This is a genomic window from Jiulongibacter sp. NS-SX5 (genome assembly GCF_052828545.1).
Map to the genome: position 1 here is coordinate 3,454,638 of NZ_CM128248.1, position 21,558 is coordinate 3,476,195.

Annotated in this window: 1 protein-coding gene (cut by a window edge); it reads left to right on the plus strand. The window is 44.2% G+C overall.

Annotated elements, in window-relative coordinates:
* Window positions 1–21,558 carry the 5' portion of an SdrD B-like domain-containing protein gene (locus tag ACUXV0_RS15200; protein WP_446190423.1) on the plus strand. 8,280 nt of this gene lie beyond the right edge of the window, so only the first 21,558 of its 29,838 coding nucleotides appear in the window; the start codon lies at window positions 1–3; its stop codon lies beyond the right edge, outside the window.

Below are 21,558 nucleotides of genomic sequence, written 5' to 3' on the forward strand. Positions count from 1 at the left end.
ATGAAAAATCTTTACGAACTTCTAAGGAAGGTTGGCATATGTGTTATGCTGACTCTAACTACTTTTTTTGCTAACGCACAATTTAACCCTTTCGAAGCCACAAAAGGCTTTACGGTAGTCTCCAGAGGAGATATCGAAATGGCAAGTGGTGAGATTGAAGGAGGGATAGCCACCTTAGGTAAGGTACGCATTAAAGGTACCACTCAGGTAGGTGTTAATACCTCCGGCAGCTATGTTGTCAGTGGTGATGCCCACCCCACGGTTGTCATTACCGAGGGCGGTTTTACCTATGAAAGCGGCAATGGCTTAAAAGTACTTGGTAACTCCTTTATAAAGGTTTTGGACATGTCTGGTTCAAAACTTTGGTCATCAAATAAAGTACTGACAAGCTCAGGTGCTAGTTCATACAATACTTATCCGAGAGTAGAAATGACTGTTAGTCAATCTCAGTCATCAATAGAACAGGATGTATTCAATTTCGGGGGTAGTTTCACCGAATTTGAACAATACTCAAGCCAGCTAAGCTCATGTACCGAGAATATTTCTTTAACAGATTTGGGTGCAAACAAGTACAGATTGAATCTGACGAATGGTAAAACCAATATTCTCACTGTTACTAAATCAGAACTTCAGGCTGCCTCATCTGAAATCCACTTTAGTCAAGCTCCAAGTGCAAGTACTCCTGTAGTAATCAATGTGGATCTTGAAGGGTCTTCAAAATTTGATTGGTATGTGCCTAATTTTCCTGGTTCTTCAAATTCTTATGGTCAATTCATCATTTGGAACTTCTATAATGGAAATGATCTGAATATTCATGGAGCTACCTTATTGGGAAGTATTCTTGCACCTACCATTAATATATGCAAAATTGGATCTTCGAATATAGAAGGTCAGGTTGTTTCAAATTATTTTACAATGGACGCTGGTGAGATTCACTATCAAGTCTTCTCGGCCAATGTTAATTGTGGATCAGAACCGGTGGCTTGTAACTGTGTATCTGATAATTTAATTCAAAACCCAGAATTCACTCACGATGCCAATGACTGGATTGCACCTTTAGGTCAGTTTGGTCGTGCCGGAGGAGGTCCTAGTGGAAATTATGCAATTCTAAATAATGGCGATAATCATAACGATTATTACGTTTATCAGGACGTAGCTATTGGTGGCAATGTGAATTACAAATTCTCTGCAATTACGGCTCGTCATAATGGTACTAATTCGTACATAAAACTGATCTATTATAATGGATCTACAGTTATAGGTGAAACTGCTCCATCTTATACTGAACTACCACATCCAAACTTCAGAGAGGTTAAAATAGAAGGTGTAACACCTTCAAATACCACTAAAATTAGAGTATATGGTTTCGCCAGATCTACAGCTCTGAAATTTGATAGTGTTGTACTTACCAAGTGTTTTGGAGATATCAATCTGGTACAGGGCTCATCTACCAAACCATCTTGTGGTTTAAATGATGGAACTTTAGTTGTTACAGCTTCTGGCGGAAGCGGAAACTTTAAATATAGAATTAATGGAGGTTCATACCAGACTTCTAACTCATTCTCAAATCTGGGTGAAGGAACCTACACTGTTGAAGTAAAAGATCAGGAATCGAACTGTACTAAAACATTACAAGTCCAATTCGACTGTGAAGATAGATGTACCAATACTTTATCTAGCCCCGATCCATCTGAAGCAGAAGTTAATCCTTCTCAATCTTTTGATTTAAGTGTTAATACAAATGCCAGCAATGGTGTTCAGGTTGAATGGTTTAGATCAACTCAAAATGTTAATTCTTATGCAGACCTTAGTTCTAATACTTCTGTAGGAGTTGGAACTGTTGCAAATGGAGTGGCATCAATTACTGTAAATGCTCCTTCGTCTTTAGGAACATACTATTATTATGCAGTCTTCAAGCCTATTGATCCTTGTGGTACGTTTGCAAAACATAAAATTGTTGTAAGAAATATTGGGACAAACGACCCGGTTTGTTTATCAGGCGAGAGACAACTAACAGATAATCTTTTAAGAGGAGCATGTAATACAAATGCCACCACCTATTATTCATTGTGGCTAGACATGAACTCTTCTACAGGGAAGCCTAATTATCAACACTTTAAGACTTCAGGTCTTAAGTTTGAAGAGTACTGTGATGGTACCGCCAAAATATACGGAACTGTTTGTGCTGTTGATGGTGGAGCAAATGACTGTTTAGAAGTAGAGTATATTCTTTCAGATAGAACAGCAAGCACTCCTCAAAATAGTCCGAAAGCTAACTCATGTACCACTTATGGCAATGATCTATATTATTATGTAAATGCTACAGGTACTATTTCAGGTAAGTCTGGTGGTATTTATAATGGTTTGCAAATCACTATTTCGGATGATGGTGGAAACAGTATTCCAGCATTCCAGGTAGGTACAGGTGCTAATGTTAATACAAATGATTTTGGAGCTAGTGGTTGGTATAACCTTAGTTTCAATAATGGAGGTACTAATGGTTGGTCGGCTAAAACCAGCCATGGTGATTTTAATTTCAATCTTGGATCTCTTATTCCGTTTGAACTCGAAGCATCTTCTTCTGCATCAGTTGTTTGTTTAGATGGTTCCGTAACCTTGAATGCTCAATTCAAAGGAGAAGTACCAAATGCTTGTAGTCCTACATACTCTTGGTCAAAACCGGGCGGTGGTACAGAGTCGGGTCAGACCATCACACTAAATGATGTTCAGGCAAATCAGGCTGGTGTTTACACAGTTACGGCTACTTTCACTTCTAACGGTAAAACGTGTAGTGCTACTTCAACTGTTAATCTAACGGTTGACCAAAATTGTGATGGAACTCCAGTTTGTTTACCGAATTGTGATAATTCTACATTAGTTTATTGGAACCTTAATCAGTGTAATACAGGTACCGGCGGAAACTGGTATGGAGAGTTTGAACCACAGATTAATCTTACTGGATGTGCTGATATAGAGGCGACAACCATTTACAGAATTAATCCTGATCATAATAAGCACTCATGTGCAAGTGGGCCTGATGGTTCAGATGCTATGTGTGTAGATGGTGTAAACTCAAATACTAAGCCTGGAGAAAATAATTCTAAGGCTGTAAGATTTAGTACAACGATTACTCCAGGAAATGGTAAGGCCTATAATTTAGGAGAACTTCATTTTAAATATAAGAGAAGTGGCTTCCAATGTAATACTGGTGGCTCTCAGTCTCTTGTATTATATGTTTACAAGAATGGAGACAAGGTTTATGAAGAAGTAATTACAGGATTAACTACAAACTGGAAAAGTAAGACTGTTGATTTTGGAGGAACTGCAGACTTTGTTTCAGGAAACCCAACCACCTATGATTTTGAATTAGTAGGTTATAACCCAACAGGAGGTTGTACGGTTTGGGAAATTGACGAAGTTAAACTTAAAGGATGTTGTGGAGACGCTGTAGCTCAGCCGGTTATCAATGTAAGTAATGCCAATATTTGTAAAGGGGAATCTGTAACATTAACTGCAGATAACTGTAATGGAACTATTCAATGGAGTACAGGTGAAACTTCGGCTTCAATTATTGTGAGTCCTGAAGAAACAACTACATACTTAGTTAGTTGTTCATTGGGTGATTGTAGTGCCGAAGAATCTGTAGAAGTAACTGTTGATCCAAACTGTAATAATAACGTTTGTCTTACTTGTGATCCTAAAACGATTATTAAGTGGAACCTTGATCAATGTCAGGCACTTGAAGGGGCTTACACATATAGTGAATTCCAACCGGAGTACCCTAATTCGGCTAATTTCTCTTCGATTTCGGCTACTAATGTTTACAGACATAATCCAGATCATAACTATCATAGTTGTGTAGTAGGTTATAGTGGAGATGGTAATACTGATAGAGCAATGTGCGTTTCTGCAAATAGCTCAAATTCAGCTGATTGGGGTAAAGCAGTTAAGTTTAAGGCCACTTTAACACCTTCTCAGATAGGGCAGATAACTGCCTTGAAGTTTAATCAGAGAGCTCCGTCTACGTTGAATTATGCTCCGCAGCCGTCCTCAAGTGGTGGATCAGCTTCAAATAATTACCCGAAAAAGTATGCAATACGAATCTATAAGGAGGGAGTATTGATTTACGAGGAAACAGGAAAGTCCACTAATCCAACTCAATGGAGAACAGAGAATTTTGATTTCTCAAACAATACAGATTTTGAAATTACCGAGGAAACGGAGTTTGAATTCAAATTAACTGCCTATGATGCCCATTACACTGGAGCAGATAGATCAGTTTGGGACCTTGATAATATTGAAATTATTGCATGTAATCAGTCAGAAGATTTGGTTGTAACCGCGGCTAATAATTCGCCTGAGTGTACCGGAGCTGATGTTCAACTTTCAGCGAATTCTGCTACACCTTCGCTTACTTATTCATGGACAGGACCTTCAGGATTTACACCAGTTAATGGTCAGTTTGTTACTACTAACATTCCTGGTATTTATACAGTAACAGCCACGTCGTCAAATAGTTGTACTGCTACTGCCACTACCGAAGTGGTATTAAATAACTGTGGAAGTATAGGTTCAACTGTTTGGATCGATACAAATAATAATGGTCTCATAGACAACGGTGAAGATGGTATTCAGAATGTAACGGTGACCTTATTTGATGGTTCAAATAATGAATTGACCTCCATGGCCACAGATGTCAATGGAAACTATTTCTTTGACAATCTCGCTCCTGGTCAATACCAAGTAAAAGTATTGGGTGATGATCTACCAGCAGCATATCAGTTTACAAGCGAGACAACAATTGATACTGAAGAGGTTGACGGAAATAATAACGGAACTCAAATAGATGGTGGTGAGGACATTATTTCTCAAATAATTACCCTTGAGCCAAATGGCGAACCAGTTGGAGCTGCTGAAAACTTGGGAAATACAGACAACCAAACTGGTGGTGCTCAAGATGATGCCAATGATGCTTACGGAGATATGACCGTTGACTTTGGCTTGATCGCAAATCCAGATTTAAATATTGAAAAGACAGTAACCTCTGTAACAGCCTTAGGTAATCATTCATATGATGTGGTTTATGAAGTTTTAGTTACGAATGATGGAGTTGCTACAGGTGCTTATTCACTAACAGATATACCTGCTTTTGATGATGATATTGCGATAAACTCTGCTTCATTTACAACTGATGCGTCTGGAGTTACAGGTGGTAGTTTAACAGGCTCAGGACCATGGAGTTTATCAAACAATGTTTCTCTTGGAGGAGGATCAACGCATACGTATACCATTACCGTAAACACTACAATTGACCTTGAAGGAAATGGTGGAGATAATACATATAGTGAGTGTAGTAATGGGTCAAACCCTCCTGAAGCTGGCTCAGGTCTATATAATTTAGCTGTTATTACTCTCGAAGATAATTCTACGAAATCAGATTTCGCATGTGAAGACCTTCCATATATTACTCATGAGAAGACCTTAACAAGTATTACTGATCTTGGTAATAATGAGCATCAGGTGGTATACACCATAACCGTGGTCAATAATGGAGGTACTGCTGGAACATATACTTTAGAAGATCAAGCTTCATTTGAAAATGATATTGAAATAATTGAAGGAAGCTATAGCTCTCCTGAAATTGGTGCATTCCAATTTATTGGTGACCAGTTCCCATTAACCCTAGTATCAGATTATTCTATCGGTGCTGGTGAGATGGATACCTACCAGGTTGTTGTTAAAACTAAAATTGACCTAAGTGAAGGCTCATCTGGGGATAATGAATATTCGGCTTGCGGTTCTAATTCAACAGTTTCAGAGTTTTCCGCTGGAGAAGGATTGTTCAATGAATCAATATTGAAGGATAGTGAAGGTGTTGTCATTGAGAAGGACACAGCTTGTGGAGACCTTCCTTTTATAGAGCATGAGAAAGTATTGTCTTCTATTACCCCGTTAGGAAATAATAGATACGAGGTTGTATACAAAATAGTAACCTCGAATAATGGTGGAGCTGATGGTATTTATGGATTAAAAGATACCCCATCTTTCGAAGATGATATCACCATTGTCGATGTAACTTATACCACGAATTCAGGCGTTCCTACAGTTTCATTATATCCTACCGATGCAGTATGGGGACTGGCTTCAGGAGTGACGCTCCCAGCCGGAAGTTCTCATGTATATGATTTGAAGGTAACGGTTGACATGGACCTTAGTGAAGGTTCGACAGGTGATAATGTTTACACTGCATGTGGTTCATCCTCTGTAGGCTCTGAATTTGCAAGCGGAGAAGGCCTTTTCAATGAGTCAGCATTGACTGATTTTGAAGGAACTATCATCGAGAAAGACACTGCTTGTGGTGATTTGCCTTATATTGAGCATATCAAAGTGGTAAGTAGCAGAACTCAGATTGATAGAGATGAGTATACAATTGAGTACACAATTGAAGTAGAAAACAAAGGTGGAGCAGACGGTGTTTATGGCCTAAATGATGTTCCTGGCTTTGATGATGATATTGAAATCCAAAATGTATCTTATACAAATGATGCAGGAGTTACTCCGAATTCTTTGAGTCCTTCAAGCACGGTTTGGAACTTGGCCCAGGATGTTAGCTTAACCCAAGGCGAGAAGCATACCTACATTTTAACTGTAGGAATTAAATTAAATCTTGAGGCTGGATCATCGGGAGATAATATTTATGAAGAGTGTTCTTCAAAATCAAATTCTTCAGAGTTTACCAAGGGAGAGGCCTTATTCAATGAATCAGTACTACTTGATTTAAATGAATTAGAAATTGACAGAGATACTGCATGTATTGATCTTCTGGCAGCCTTAGGAGATACTGTCTTTGTGGATGTCAATGGGAATGGTATTCAAGATCCTACAGAACAAGGCCTTAAAGGAGTAGAAGTGAAGTTAAATGGAACAGTTAATGGCTCCTCAATTGCTGAGCAAACAACTACCACAGATGCTAATGGATTCTACGAGTTTATTGGACTAGAACCTGGTGACTATGTGGTTACCTTCCCTACCGCAGCGGATATTGACGGAGTGAACGGCACACTAACAGATGATGATGCCACAGGTGCAAACACCGATGCCACAGATACCAATGAAGATTCTGATGCAGATCAATCCTCAGGTGAAACAGAAACATATACACTTTCATATGGTGAATTTGAACCAAGAGTAGATGCAGGTTACTATGTGCCAGCGAGTCTTGGAGATACGGTCTTTGTAGACGTGAATGGCAATGGACTTCAGGATGCTACAGAGCCAGGACTAGAAGGCGTGAAGGTCATCCTTCATGGCACTACAGGTTCAGGAGAAACGGTTCTTGACAGCACCTTGACAGGTCCTGACGGATCCTACCTGTTTGATGGTCTTCAGCCTGGAGATTACTATGTGACTTTCCCTACGACAGCAGATGTAGATGGAGCCACAGGAGAATTGACGGATGAAGATGTCACTGGCGGAGATACCGATGTGACAGATACGAATGAAGATTCTGATGCCGATCAAACGACTGGAGAAACAGAAACAGTGACGCTTGAAAGTGGCGAAGAGGAAGAAAGACTGGATGCAGGTTATTATGTACCAGCGAGTCTTGGAGATACAGTCTTTGTAGACGTGAATGGCAATGGACTTCAGGATGCTACAGAGCCTGGACTAGAAGGCGTGAAGGTCATCCTTCATGGTACTACGGGTTCAGGAGAAACGGTTCTTGACAGCACCTTGACAGGTCCTGAGGGATCATACCTGTTTGACGGTCTTCAGCCTGGAGACTACTATGTGACTTTCCCTACGACAGCAGATGTAGATGGAGCCACAGGAGAATTGACGGATGAAGATGTCACTGGCGGAGATACCGATGCGACAGATACGAATGAAGACTCAGATGCCGATCAAACGACTGGAGAAACAGAAACAGTAACGCTTGAAAGTGGCGAAGAGGAAGAAAGACTGGATGCAGGTTATTATGTACCAGCGAGTCTTGGAGATACAGTCTTTGTAGATGTGAATGGCAATGGACTTCAGGATGCTACAGAGCCTGGACTAGAAGGCGTGAAAGTTATCCTTCATGGCACTACGGGTTCAGGAGAAACCGTTCTTGACAGCACCTTGACAGGTCCTGACGGATCCTACCTGTTTGATGGTCTTCAGCCTGGAGATTACTATGTGACTTTCCCTACAACAGCTGATGTTGACGGCAATACAGGAGAACTGACAGATGAAAATGTAAATGGAGAGGCAGATGATTTAGGATCAGACGATAGTGATGCTAACCAAGCGACAGGAGATACAGATGCTACCACATTAACAAGTGGTGAGCATGAGCCAGACTTAGATGCAGGTTACTACGTACCAGCCAGCCTTGGAGATACAGTATTTGTAGACGTGAATGGCAATGGACTTCAGGATGCTACAGAGCCTGGACTAGAAGGCGTGAAGGTCATCCTTCATGGTACTACGGGTTCAGGAGAAACCGTCCTTGACAGCACCTTGACGGGTCCTGACGGATCCTACCTGTTTGACGGTCTACAGCCTGGAGATTACTATGTGACTTTCCCTACGACAGCTGATGTTGACGGCGATACAGGAGAATTGACAGATGAAGATGTCACTGGCGGAGATACCGATGCGACAGATACGAATGAAGATTCTGATGCTAATCAAACGACCGGAGAAACAGAAACAGTAACGCTTGAAAGTGGCGAAGAGGAAGAAAGGCTGGATGCAGGTTACTACGTACCAGCGAGTCTTGGAGATACGGTCTTTGTAGACGTGAATGGCAATGGACTTCAGGATGCTACAGAGCCAGGACTAGAAGGCGTGAAGGTCATCCTTCATGGTACTACGGGTTCAGGAGAAACCGTCCTTGACAGCACCTTGACGGGTCCTGACGGATCCTACCTGTTTGACGGTCTACAGCCTGGAGATTACTATGTGACTTTCCCTACGACAGCTGATGTTGACGGCGATACAGGAGAATTGACAGATGAAGATGTCACTGGCGGAGATACCGATGCGACAGATACGAATGAAGATTCTGATGCTAATCAAACGACCGGAGAAACAGAAACAGTAACGCTTGAAAGTGGCGAAGAGGAAGAAAGGCTGGATGCAGGTTACTACGTACCAGCGAGTCTTGGAGATACGGTCTTTGTAGACGTGAATGGCAATGGACTTCAGGATGCTACAGAGCCAGGACTAGAAGGCGTGAAGGTCATCCTTCATGGCACTACAGGTTCAGGAGAAACGGTTCTTGACAGCACCTTGACAGGTCCTGACGGATCCTACCTGTTTGATGGTCTTCAGCCTGGAGATTACTATGTGACTTTCCCTACAACAGCTGATGTTGACGGCAATACAGGAGAACTGACAGATGAAAATGTAAATGGAGAGGCAGATGATTTAGGATCAGACGATAGTGATGCTAACCAAGCGACAGGAGATACAGATGCTACCACATTAACAAGTGGTGAGCATGAGCCAGACTTAGATGCAGGTTACTACGTACCAGCCAGCCTTGGAGATACAGTCTTTGTAGACGTGAATGGCAATGGACTTCAGGATGCAACAGAGCCAGGACTAGAAGGCGTGAAGGTCATCCTTCATGGCACTACGGGTTCAGGAGAAACAGTTCTTGACAGCACCTTGACAGGTCCTGATGGTTCATATGAGTTTGATGGTCTTCAGCCTGGAGATTACTATGTGACTTTCCCTACGACAGCTGATGTAGATGGAGATACAGGAGAACTGACAGATGAAGATGTCACTGGCGGAGACACTGACGCAACAGATACCAACGAAGACTCTGATGCCGATCAAACGACTGGAGAAACAGAAACAGTAACGCTTGAAAGTGGCGAAGAGGAAGAGAGACTGGATGCAGGTTATTATGTACCAGCCAGTCTTGGAGATACAGTCTTTGTAGATGTGAATGGCAATGGACTTCAGGATGCTACAGAGCCAGGACTAGAAGGCGTGAAGGTCATCCTTCATGGCACTACGGGTTCAGGAGAAACAGTACTTGACAGCACCTTGACGGGTCCTGACGGATCCTACCTGTTTGACGGTCTTCAGCCGGGCGATTACTATGTGACTTTCCCTACGACAGCAGATGTAGATGGAGCCACAGGAGAATTGACGGATGAAGATGTCACTGGCGGAGATACCGATGCGACAGATACGAATGAAGATTCTGATGCCGATCAAACGACCGGAGAAACAGAAACAGTAACGCTTGAAAGTGGCGAAGAGGAAGAGAGACTGGATGCAGGTTATTATGTACCAGCCAGCCTTGGAGATACGGTCTTTGTAGATGTGAATGGCAATGGACTTCAGGATGCTACAGAGCCTGGACTAGAAGGCGTGAAGGTCATCCTTCATGGCACTACGGGTTCAGGAGAAACCGTACTTGACAGCACCTTGACGGGTCCTGACGGATCCTACCTGTTTGACGGTCTTCAGCCGGGCGATTACTATGTGACTTTCCCTACGACAGCAGATGTAGATGGAGCCACAGGAGAATTGACGGATGAAGATGTCACTGGCGGAGATACCGATGCGACAGATACGAATGAAGATTCTGATGCCGATCAAACGACCGGAGAAACAGAAACAGTAACGCTTGAAAGTGGCGAAGAGGAAGAGAGACTGGATGCAGGTTATTATGTACCAGCCAGCCTTGGAGATACGGTCTTTGTAGATGTGAATGGCAATGGACTTCAGGATGCAACGGAGCCTGGACTAGAAGGCGTGAAGGTCATCCTTCATGGCACTACGGGTTCAGGAGAAACCGTACTTGACAGCACCTTGACGGGTCCTGACGGATCCTACCTGTTTGACGGTCTTCAGCCGGGCGATTACTATGTGACTTTCCCTACGACAGCAGATGTAGATGGAGCCACAGGAGAATTGACGGATGAAGATGTCACTGGCGGAGATACCGATGCGACAGATACGAATGAAGATTCTGATGCCGATCAAACGACCGGAGAAACAGAAACAGTAACGCTTGAAAGTGGCGAAGAGGAAGAGAGACTGGATGCAGGTTATTATGTACCAGCCAGCCTTGGAGATACGGTCTTTGTAGATGTGAATGGCAATGGACTTCAGGATGCTACAGAGCCTGGACTAGAAGGCGTGAAGGTCATCCTTCATGGTACTACGGGTTCAGGAGAAACAGTACTTGACAGCACCTTGACGGGTCCTGGTGGTTCATATGAGTTTGACGGTCTACAGCCTGGAGATTACTATGTGACTTTCCCTACGACAGCTGATGTAGATGGAGATACAGGAGAACTGACAGATGAAAATGTAAATGGTGAAGCAGATGATTTAGGGTCCGATGATAGTGATGCTAACCAAGCGACAGGAGATACAGATGCTACCACATTAACAAGTGGTGAGCATGAGCCAGACTTGGATGCAGGTTATTATGTACCAGCCAGCCTAGGAGATACGGTCTTTGTAGATGTGAATGGCAATGGACTTCAGGATGCTACAGAGCCTGGACTAGAAGGCGTGAAGGTCATCCTTCATGGTACTACGGGTTCAGGAGAAACGGTTCTTGACAGCACCTTGACAGGTCCTGACGGATCCTACCTGTTTGATGGTCTTCAGCCAGGAGATTACTATGTGACTTTCCCTACGACAGCTGATGTAGATGGCGACACAGGAGAATTGACAGATGAGAATGTAAATGGTGAAGCAGATGATTTAGGGTCCGATGATAGTGATGCTAATCAAGCGACAGGAGATACAGATGCTACCACATTAACAAGTGGTGAGCATGAGCCAGACTTGGATGCAGGTTACTATGTACCGGCCAGCCTTGGAGATACAGTCTTTGTAGATGTGAATGGCAATGGACTTCAGGATGCTACAGAGCCAGGACTAGAAGGCGTGAAGGTCATCCTTCATGGCACTACGGGTTCAGGAGAAACAGTACTTGACAGCACCTTGACGGGTCCTGACGGATCCTACCTGTTTGACGGTCTTCAGCCAGGAGATTACTATGTGACTTTCCCTACGACAGCAGATGTAGATGGAGCCACAGGAGAATTGACAGATGAAGATGTCACTGGCGGAGACACTGACGCAACAGATACCAACGAAGACTCTGATGCCGATCAAACGACTGGAGAAACAGAAACAGTAACGCTTGAAAGTGGCGAAGAGGAAGAGAGACTGGATGCAGGTTATTATGTACCAGCCAGTCTTGGAGATACAGTCTTTGTAGATGTGAATGGCAATGGACTTCAGGATGCTACAGAGCCAGGACTAGAAGGCGTGAAGGTCATCCTTCATGGCACTACGGGTTCAGGAGAAACAGTACTTGACAGCACCTTGACAGGTCCTGACGGATCCTACCTGTTTGATGGTCTTCAGCCGGGCGATTACTATGTGACTTTCCCTACAACAGCAGACGTAGACGGAGCGACAGCAGACCTTACGGATGAGAATGTGAACGGAGAAGCGGATGATGAAGGAGCAGACGACAGTGATGCCGACCAGACAACAGGAGAGACTGATGAAGTAACTCTGACAAGTGGTGAGCATGAACCAGATTTAGATGCTGGGTATTTTGTGCCAGCTAGTCTAGGAGATTATGTATGGTATGACTGGAACAATAATGGTATTCAAGATGCTGATGAGGAAGGGATAAAGGATGTTATCGTTTTACTTGAGGATGCTAGTGGAAATCCGGCAACTGACAAAGATGGAAACCCTGTTTCTTCGGTAACTACAGATGAATTTGGTTTCTACGAATTTGTTGATCTCAAGCCAGGGAATGAATATGTGGTGGTTTTCTCTACTCCAGCAGATTATATGGCTTCTCCTCAAAATGAGGGCACAGATGATACTATTGATTCAGATGCTGATGAAACTACAGGAAAATCACCTGTTGTCGTATTAATTTCGGGAGAACATAATCCTACAATTGATGCCGGGTTTACTCAGGTAGCAGACTTGGAATTGATCAAATTGGTAAATGATGGTAGACCAAATGTTGGAGATGTTGTAACATTCAGTATTGAGGTTCTTAATAATGGTCCTCAAGCAGCGACGAATGTGGTTGTGGTAGATTCTCTACCGAATGGTTATGGCACGATCAGCAATATCAGTGATGCAGGCGTACAGTCAGGCAGCACGATTAACTGGAGTGTAGCCAGCATAGCAAGTGGAGCTACAGAGACCCTGACGTTTGACGCAGTGGTACTAGCCCCAGGTACTGGAGTAGAATACAATAATGTCGCTAAGATTACTGAGGTAGATCAGTTTGATTCCGACAGTGATCCTGAGAATAATGCAGATACAGACGGTGATGGTCTGATCGGTTCAGAAGACAATAATCCAAACGATACTGGAATTGACCCAGACGATGAGGACGATGCAGATGACGAGCCGGTGTTACCACAGGTAGCAGACCTGAGCTTGGTGAAACTAGTGAATGACGGCACACCGAATGTAGGTGATGTGGTAACGTTCACGATCAATGTGAAGAATGACGGTCCAGATGCAGCGACGAATGTAGTTGTTGTAGACTCTCTTCCGAATGGTTACGGTACGATCAGCAATATCAGTGATGCAGGCGTACAGTCAGGCAGCACGATCAGTTGGAGTGTAGCCAGCATAGCAAGTGGAGCTACAGAGACCTTGACGTTTGAGGCAGTGGTACTAGCCCCAGGTACTGGAGTAGAATACAATAATGTCGCTAAGATTACTGAGGTAGATCAGTTTGATTCCGACAGTGATCCTGAGAATAATGCAGATACAGACGGTGATGGTCTGATCGGTTCAGAAGACAATAATCCAAACGATACTGGAATTGACCCAGACGATGAGGACGATGCAGATGACGAGCCGGTGTTACCACAGGTAGCAGACCTGAGCTTGGTGAAACTAGTGAATGACGGCACACCGAATGTAGGTGATGTGGTAACGTTCACGATCAATGTGAAGAATGACGGTCCAGATGCAGCGACGAATGTAGTTGTTGTAGACTCTCTTCCGAATGGTTACGGTACGATCAGCAATATCAGTGATGCAGGCGTACAGTCAGGCAGCACGATCAGTTGGAGTGTAGCCAGCATAGCAAGTGGAGCTACAGAGACCTTGACGTTTGAGGCAGTGGTACTAGCCCCAGGTACTGGAGTAGAATACAATAATGTCGCTAAGATTACTGAGGTAGATCAGTTTGATTCCGACAGTGATCCTGAGAATAATGCAGATACAGACGGTGATGGTCTGATCGGTTCAGAAGACAATAATCCAAACGATACTGGAATTGACCCAGACGATGAGGACGATGCAGACGACGAGCCGGTGTTACCACAGGTAGCAGACCTGAGCTTGGTGAAACTAGTGAATGACGGCACCCCGAATGTAGGTGATGTGGTAACGTTCACGATCAATGTGAAGAATGACGGTCCAGATGCAGCGACGAATGTAGTTGTGGTAGATTCTCTACCGAATGGTTACGGTACGATCAGCAATATCAGTGATGCAGGCGTACAGTCAGGCAGCTCGATTAGCTGGAGTGTAGCCAGCATTGCAAGTGGAGCTACAGAGACAATGACGTTTGACGCAGTGGTACTGGCACCAGGCACTGGAGTAGAGTACAATAACGTCGCTAAGATTTCTGAGGTAGATCAGTTTGATTCCGACAGTGATCCTGAGAATAATGCAGATACAGACGGTGATGGTCTGATCGGTTCAGAAGACAATAATCCAAACGATACTGGAATTGACCCAGACGATGAGGATGATGCAGACGACGAGCCGGTGTTACCACAAGTAGCAGACCTGAGTCTGGTGAAACTAGTGAATGACGGCACACCGAATGTAGGTGATGTGGTCACGTTCACGATCAATGTGAAGAATGACGGTCCAGATGCAGCAACGAATGTGGTTGTGGTAGATTCTCTACCGAATGGTTATGGCACGATCAGCAATATCAGTGATGCAGGCGTACAGTCAGGTAGCACGATTAACTGGAGTGTAGCCAGCATAGCAAGTGGAGCTACGGAGACATTGACGTTTGACGCAGTGGTATTGGCCCCAGGCACTGGAGTAGAATACAATAATGTCGCTAAGATTACTGAGGTAGATCAGTTTGATTCCGACAGTGATCCTGAGAATAATGCAGATACAGACGGCGATGGTCTGATCGGTTCAGAAGACAATAATCCAAACGATACGGGTATTGACCCAGACGATGAGGATGATGCAGACGACGAGCCGGTGTTACCACAGGTAGCAGACCTGAGTCTGGTGAAACTAGTGAATGACGGCACACCGAATGTAGGTGATGTGGTAACGTTCACGATCAATGTGAAGAATGACGGTCCAGATGCAGCGACGAATGTAGTTGTTGTAGATTCTCTACCGAATGGTTATGGTACGATCAGCAATATCAGTGATGCAGGCGTACAGTCAGGCAGCACGATTAGCTGGAGTGTAGCCAGCATAGCAAGTGGAGCTACAGAGACCTTGACGTTTGACGCAGTGGTACTGGCACCAGGCACTGGAGTAGAGTACAATAACGTCGCTAAGATTACTGAGGTAGATCAGTTTGATTCTGACAGTGATCCTGAGAATAATGCAGATACAGACGGTGATGGTCTGATCGGTTCGGAGGATAATAATCCAAACGATACTGGAATTGACCCAGACGATGAGGATGATGCAGACGACGAGCCGGTGTTACCACAAGTAGCAGACCTGAGTCTGGTGAAACTAGTGAATGACGGCACACCGAATGTAGGTGATGTGGTAACGTTCACGATCAATGTGAAGAATGACGGTCCAGATGCAGCGACGAATGTAGTTGTTGTAGATTCTCTACCGAATGGTTACGGTACGATCAGCAATATCAGTGATGCAGGCGTACAGTCAGGCAGCACGATTAGCTGGAGTGTAGCCAGCATAGCAAGTGGAGCTACAGAGACCTTGACGTTTGACGCAGTGGTACTGGCACCAGGCACTGGAGTAGAGTACAATAACGTCGCTAAGATTACTGAGGTAGATCAGTTTGATTCCGACAGTGATCCTGAGAATAATGCAGATACAGACGGGGATGGTCTGATCGGTTCAGAAGACAATAATCCAAACGATACTGGAATTGACCCAGACGATGAGGATGATGCAGACGACGAGCCGGTGTTACCACAAGTAGCAGACCTGAGTCTGGTGAAACTAGTGAATGACGGCACACCAAATGTAGGTGATGTGGTAACGTTCACTATCAATGTGAAGAATGACGGTCCAGATGCAGCAACGAATGTGGTTGTGGTAGATTCTCTTCCGAATGGTTACGGTACGATCAGCAATATTAGTGATGCAGGCGTACAGTCAGGCAGCACGATTAGCTGGAGTGTAGCCAGCATTGCAAGTGGAGCTACAGAGACCTTGACATTTGACGCGGTGGTACTAGCCCCAGGCACTGGAGTAGAGTACAATAACGTAGCTAAGATTACTGAAGTAGATCAGTTTGATTCAGACAGTGATCCTGAGAATAATGCAGATACAGACGGTGATGGTCTGATTGGTTCAGAAGACAATAATCCAAACGATACTGGAATTGACCCAGACGATGAGGATGATGCAGACGACGAGCCAGTGTTACCACAAGTAGCAGACCTGAGCTTAGTGAAAACTGTAAATGACCCAACACCAAATGTTGGTGATACTGTAGTCTTTACCATTCAGATTAGAAATGCTGGTCCGAATGATGGATCTGGTGTACAAGTGAAAGATTACGTGCCAAACGGTTATGTGAATGTTCATGATATAAGTGGCGGTGGAATAATCTCAAACGATACCATTGTATGGTCTGGTTTAAATATTCCGAATGACGCGATTCCTTTACTTTCATTCAAAGCTATTGTTCTCTATCCAGATGCTGGTGTTGAATTTGACAACCTTGCAGAAATTACAGCCTCTGATCAGTATGATCCAGATTCAGATCCGGAAAGCGGTATTGACCCTGACGGTGATGGTCGTGTTGGTACTGAGGATACAAATCCAAATGATCAGTCGATTGATAATGACGGAGAGGATGATGAAGATAATGAGCCAGTAATTCCATGTACGACTACAGCCACTTTAGTCGCAACAGATGTGAACTGTTTCGGTGAGTCTAATGGAAGTATTGACTTGACTGTTGCCAATGCGACTGAACCAATAAGCTACTCTTGGAGTAATGGTGCATCAACACAGGATATTTCAGGATTAGCTGCTGATACATACAGTGTAACTGTAACAGATGTGAATGGTTGTACGGCTACAGCAAGTGTAGTTGTTAACGAGCCACCACTTTTAACAGTGACAGCTCCAGATGTAGTACTGGATTGTTATGGCGATGACAATGGAACATCAACAGCAGTAGCAACCGGTGGAAACGGAGGCTATGAATACAGTTGGACTAATGGTCAGTCAGTAGCGACAGCTACAGGCTTATCAGCCGGAACATATACAGTAACGGTTACAGATGCTAAACACTGTATGGCGACTGCGACGATTGCAGTAACCGAGCCACCAGTATTAACAGTAACAGCACCAGATGTAGTACTGGATTGTTATGGAGATGACAATGGAACATCAACAGCTGTAGCAACCGGTGGAAACGGAGGCTATGTATACAGCTGGACAAATGGTCAGTCTGTAGCGACAGCTTCAGGCTTATCGGCCGGAACATATACGGTTACCGTAACGGATGCTAAACACTGTATGGCGACTGCGACGATTGCAGTAACTGAGCCACCAGTATTGACAGTAACAGCACCAGATGTGGTACTGGATTGTTATGGAGATGACAATGGAACATCAACAGCAGTAGCAAGCGGCGGAAACGGAGGCTATGTATACAGCTGGACAAATGGTCAGTCTGTAGCGACAGCTACAGGCTTATCGGCCGGAACATATACGGTTACCGTAACGGATGCTAAACACTGTATGGCGACTGCGACGATTGCAGTAACTGAGCCACCAGTATTGACAGTAACAGCACCAGATGTGGTACTGGATTGTTATGGAGATGACAATGGAACATCAACAGCAGTAGCAAGCGGCGGAAACGGAGGCTATGTATACAGCTGGACAAATGGTCAGTCTGTAGCGACAGCTACAGGCTTATCGGCCGGAACATATACAGTTACCGTTACGGATGCTAAACACTGTATGGCGACTGCAACGATCGCAGTAACTGAGCCACCAGTATTGACAGTAACAGCACCAGATGTGGTACTGGATTGTTATGGAGATGACAATGGAACATCAACAGCAGTAGCAAGCGGCGGAAACGGAGGCTATGTATACAGCTGGACAAATGGTCAGTCTGTAGCGACAGCTACAGGCTTATCGGCCGGAACATATACAGTTACCGTTACGGATGCTAAACACTGTATGGCGACTGCAACGATCGCAGTAACTGAGCCACCAGTATTGACAGTAACAGCACCAGATGTGGTACTGGATTGTTATGGAGATGACAATGGAACATCAACAGCAGTAGCAAGCGGCGGAAACGGAGGCTATGTATACAGCTGGACAAATGGTCAGTCTGTAGCGACAGCTTCAGGCCTTTCGGCCGGAACATATACAGTAACGGTTACAGATGCTAAACACTGTATGGCGACTGCAACGATTGCAGTAACAGAGCCAACTCAGCTTAAAGTAAATCATTCAACGATAGATGTAACTTGTTATGCTGGAACAGATGGTAGTATTACAGTTACGCCATCAGGAGGTAACCCAGGTTACACATATTCATGGAATACTGGTGCTACAAGTCAGACTTTAGAGAACTTATCGGCAGGAACTTACTCTGTAACGGTGACAGATTCTAAAGGATGTACTGCTACAGTGAGTGCCACAGTAGGTCAACCAGATCCTTTAGTTGGAAATGCGAATGTGAATTCTCCGGTATGTAAAGGCTCCTCAATAAACTTTACAGCAACTGGAGGAACGAATTATTCTTGGACTGGTCCAAATAGTTTCTCTTCACTTGAGCAAAATCCTTCAATCGCAAATGCAGTTGAAGTAAATGCAGGAATATATTCTGTTACAATTACAGATGTTAAAGGATGTACTGCTACTGCTACCGTTGAGGTTAAAATTACTTCGATACCGGAATTTAGTGATATTGAGGACGAGGTATGTGAGGGTGAGACGCTAAGTCTAATAGGACCAAACTATGGTGATGGTTATACCTATCTATGGACTGGTCCGGCTGGCTTTAGCTCAGCCACTAGAACAATTAGTATTCCAAATGCGAAGCAAAGTAATGAGGGTGTATATACCTTGGCCATTACTTATCAAAACTGTACGATAGAAGGTTATGCAACAATAGATGTCAAGCCTATACCAGCTGCACCTACAGTTAAAATAGAAGGTCCTGAAATTATCTGTACTCTTGGTACAGTTAAATTGGTAGCCGAAGGGTGCACAAGAGGTGAAATCTTATGGTCCAATGGAATGACAGGATCTTCAATAACGGTTTCGACCGAGGGAACATACTATGCAACGTGTACTGTGGATGAATGCGTGAGTCCTGGCTCAAACTCAATTGAAATCAAAGAAGGTGATAAGCCATTAAAACCTGTAATTTCTTCGAATAAGACGATTTGCTGTGATGGTGAAACGGCAACTTTAACCACCTCTGAATGTAATGGTGATATTAAATGGAGTACAGGTGAAACTTCAGCTTCGATTGAGGTTTCTGTTGCAGGAACTTACACCGTGACATGTACAAATGCTTGTGGAACAAGTGAGTCTTCAGAGCCTGTTGAAATTTACACAGGGTTTACTCCTACAGTTCCTGTAATTACGGTTGATGGTAGTGATCTTTGTACTAATGATTTTGCTGTGCTAAAAGCAACAAATTGTAATGGTACAGTGGTGTGGAGTAATGCACAGGAAGGAGATATTATTCAAGTAACTGAGCCAGGAACTTATACTGCATATTGTCAAACAATTTGTGGTAATTCAGAAAAGTCAAACGAGGTGAAAGTGACTTCAGGTAACCCACCATCAGCACCGATGATCTCAACGGACAAGACGATCTGTTGTGATGGTGAGAAGGCAACGTTGACAGCAACGGGCTGTGATGGAACAATCACCTGGAGCACAGGAGAGACTGGAGCGAGCATAGAAGTAACTGCCTCAGGTAACTATACGGCTACGTGTAGCAATAACTGTGGAGAAAGTAGTTCGTCGAATAGCATCGAGATTCAGAAAGTACCAAATCCAACGGTACCAACGATCACCTCGAATAAGACGGAGCTATGTAACGGAGGAACAGCAATACTGACAGCGACCGGATGTAACGGAACAGTGAAGTGGACCACGGGAGCAACCGGAGCGAGCATCACGGTATCAGCATCAGGCGTATACAGTGCAGTATGTGAGACCTTATGTGGCACTTCAGCGAAGAGCAATGAGATAACGATCAATACAGGCAACCCACCATCAGCACCGATGATCTCAACAGACAAGACGATCTGTTGTGATGGTGAGAAGGCAACGTTGACAGCAACAGGCTGTGATGGAACAATCACCTGGAGCACAGGAGAGACTGGAGCGAGCATAGAGGTAACTGCCTCAGGTAACTATACGGCTACGTGTAGCAATAACTGTGGAGAAAGTAGTTCGTCGAATAGCATCGAGATTCAGAAAGTACCAAATCCAACGGTACCAACGATCACCTCGAATAAGACGGAGCTATGTAACGGAGGAACAGCAATACTGACAGCGACCGGATGTAATGGAACAGTGAAGTGGAGCACGGGAGCAACCGGAGCGAGCATCACGGTATCAGCATCAGGCGTATACAGTGCAGTATGTGAGACCTTGTGTGGCACTTCAGCGAAGAGCAATGAGATAACGATCACGATAGGTAGCACACCATCAGCACCAACAATTACTTCTAACAAGACAGAAGTATGTGGCGATGAGAAGGCGACCTTGACAGCAACGAACTGTGCCGGAACGATCACCTGGAGCACTGGAGCGACAGGCTCAACGATTCAGGTAGGAGCAGGAACGTACACGGCAACGTGTAGCAACTCTTGCGGAACTTCAGGCAACAGCAATAGCGTAACGATCAATACTGGCAACCCACCATCAGCACCGATGATCTCAACAGACAAGACGATCTGTTGTGATGGTGAGAAGGCAACGTTGACAGCAACAGGCTGTGATGGAACAATCACCTGGAGCACAGGAGAGACTGGAGCGAGCATAGAGGTAACTGCCTCAGGTAACTATACGGCTACGTGTAGCAATAACTGTGGAGAAAGTAGTTCGTCGAATAGCATCGAGATTCAGAAAGTACCAAATCCAACGGTACCAACGATCACCTCGAATAAGACGGAGCTATGTAACGGAGGAACAGCAATACTGACAGCGACCGGATGTAATGGAACAGTGAAGTGGAGCACGGGAGCAACCAGAGCGAGCATCACGGTATCAGCATCAGGCGTATACAGTGCAGTATGTGAGACCTTGTGTGGCACTTCAGCGAAGAGCAATGAGATAACGATCACGATA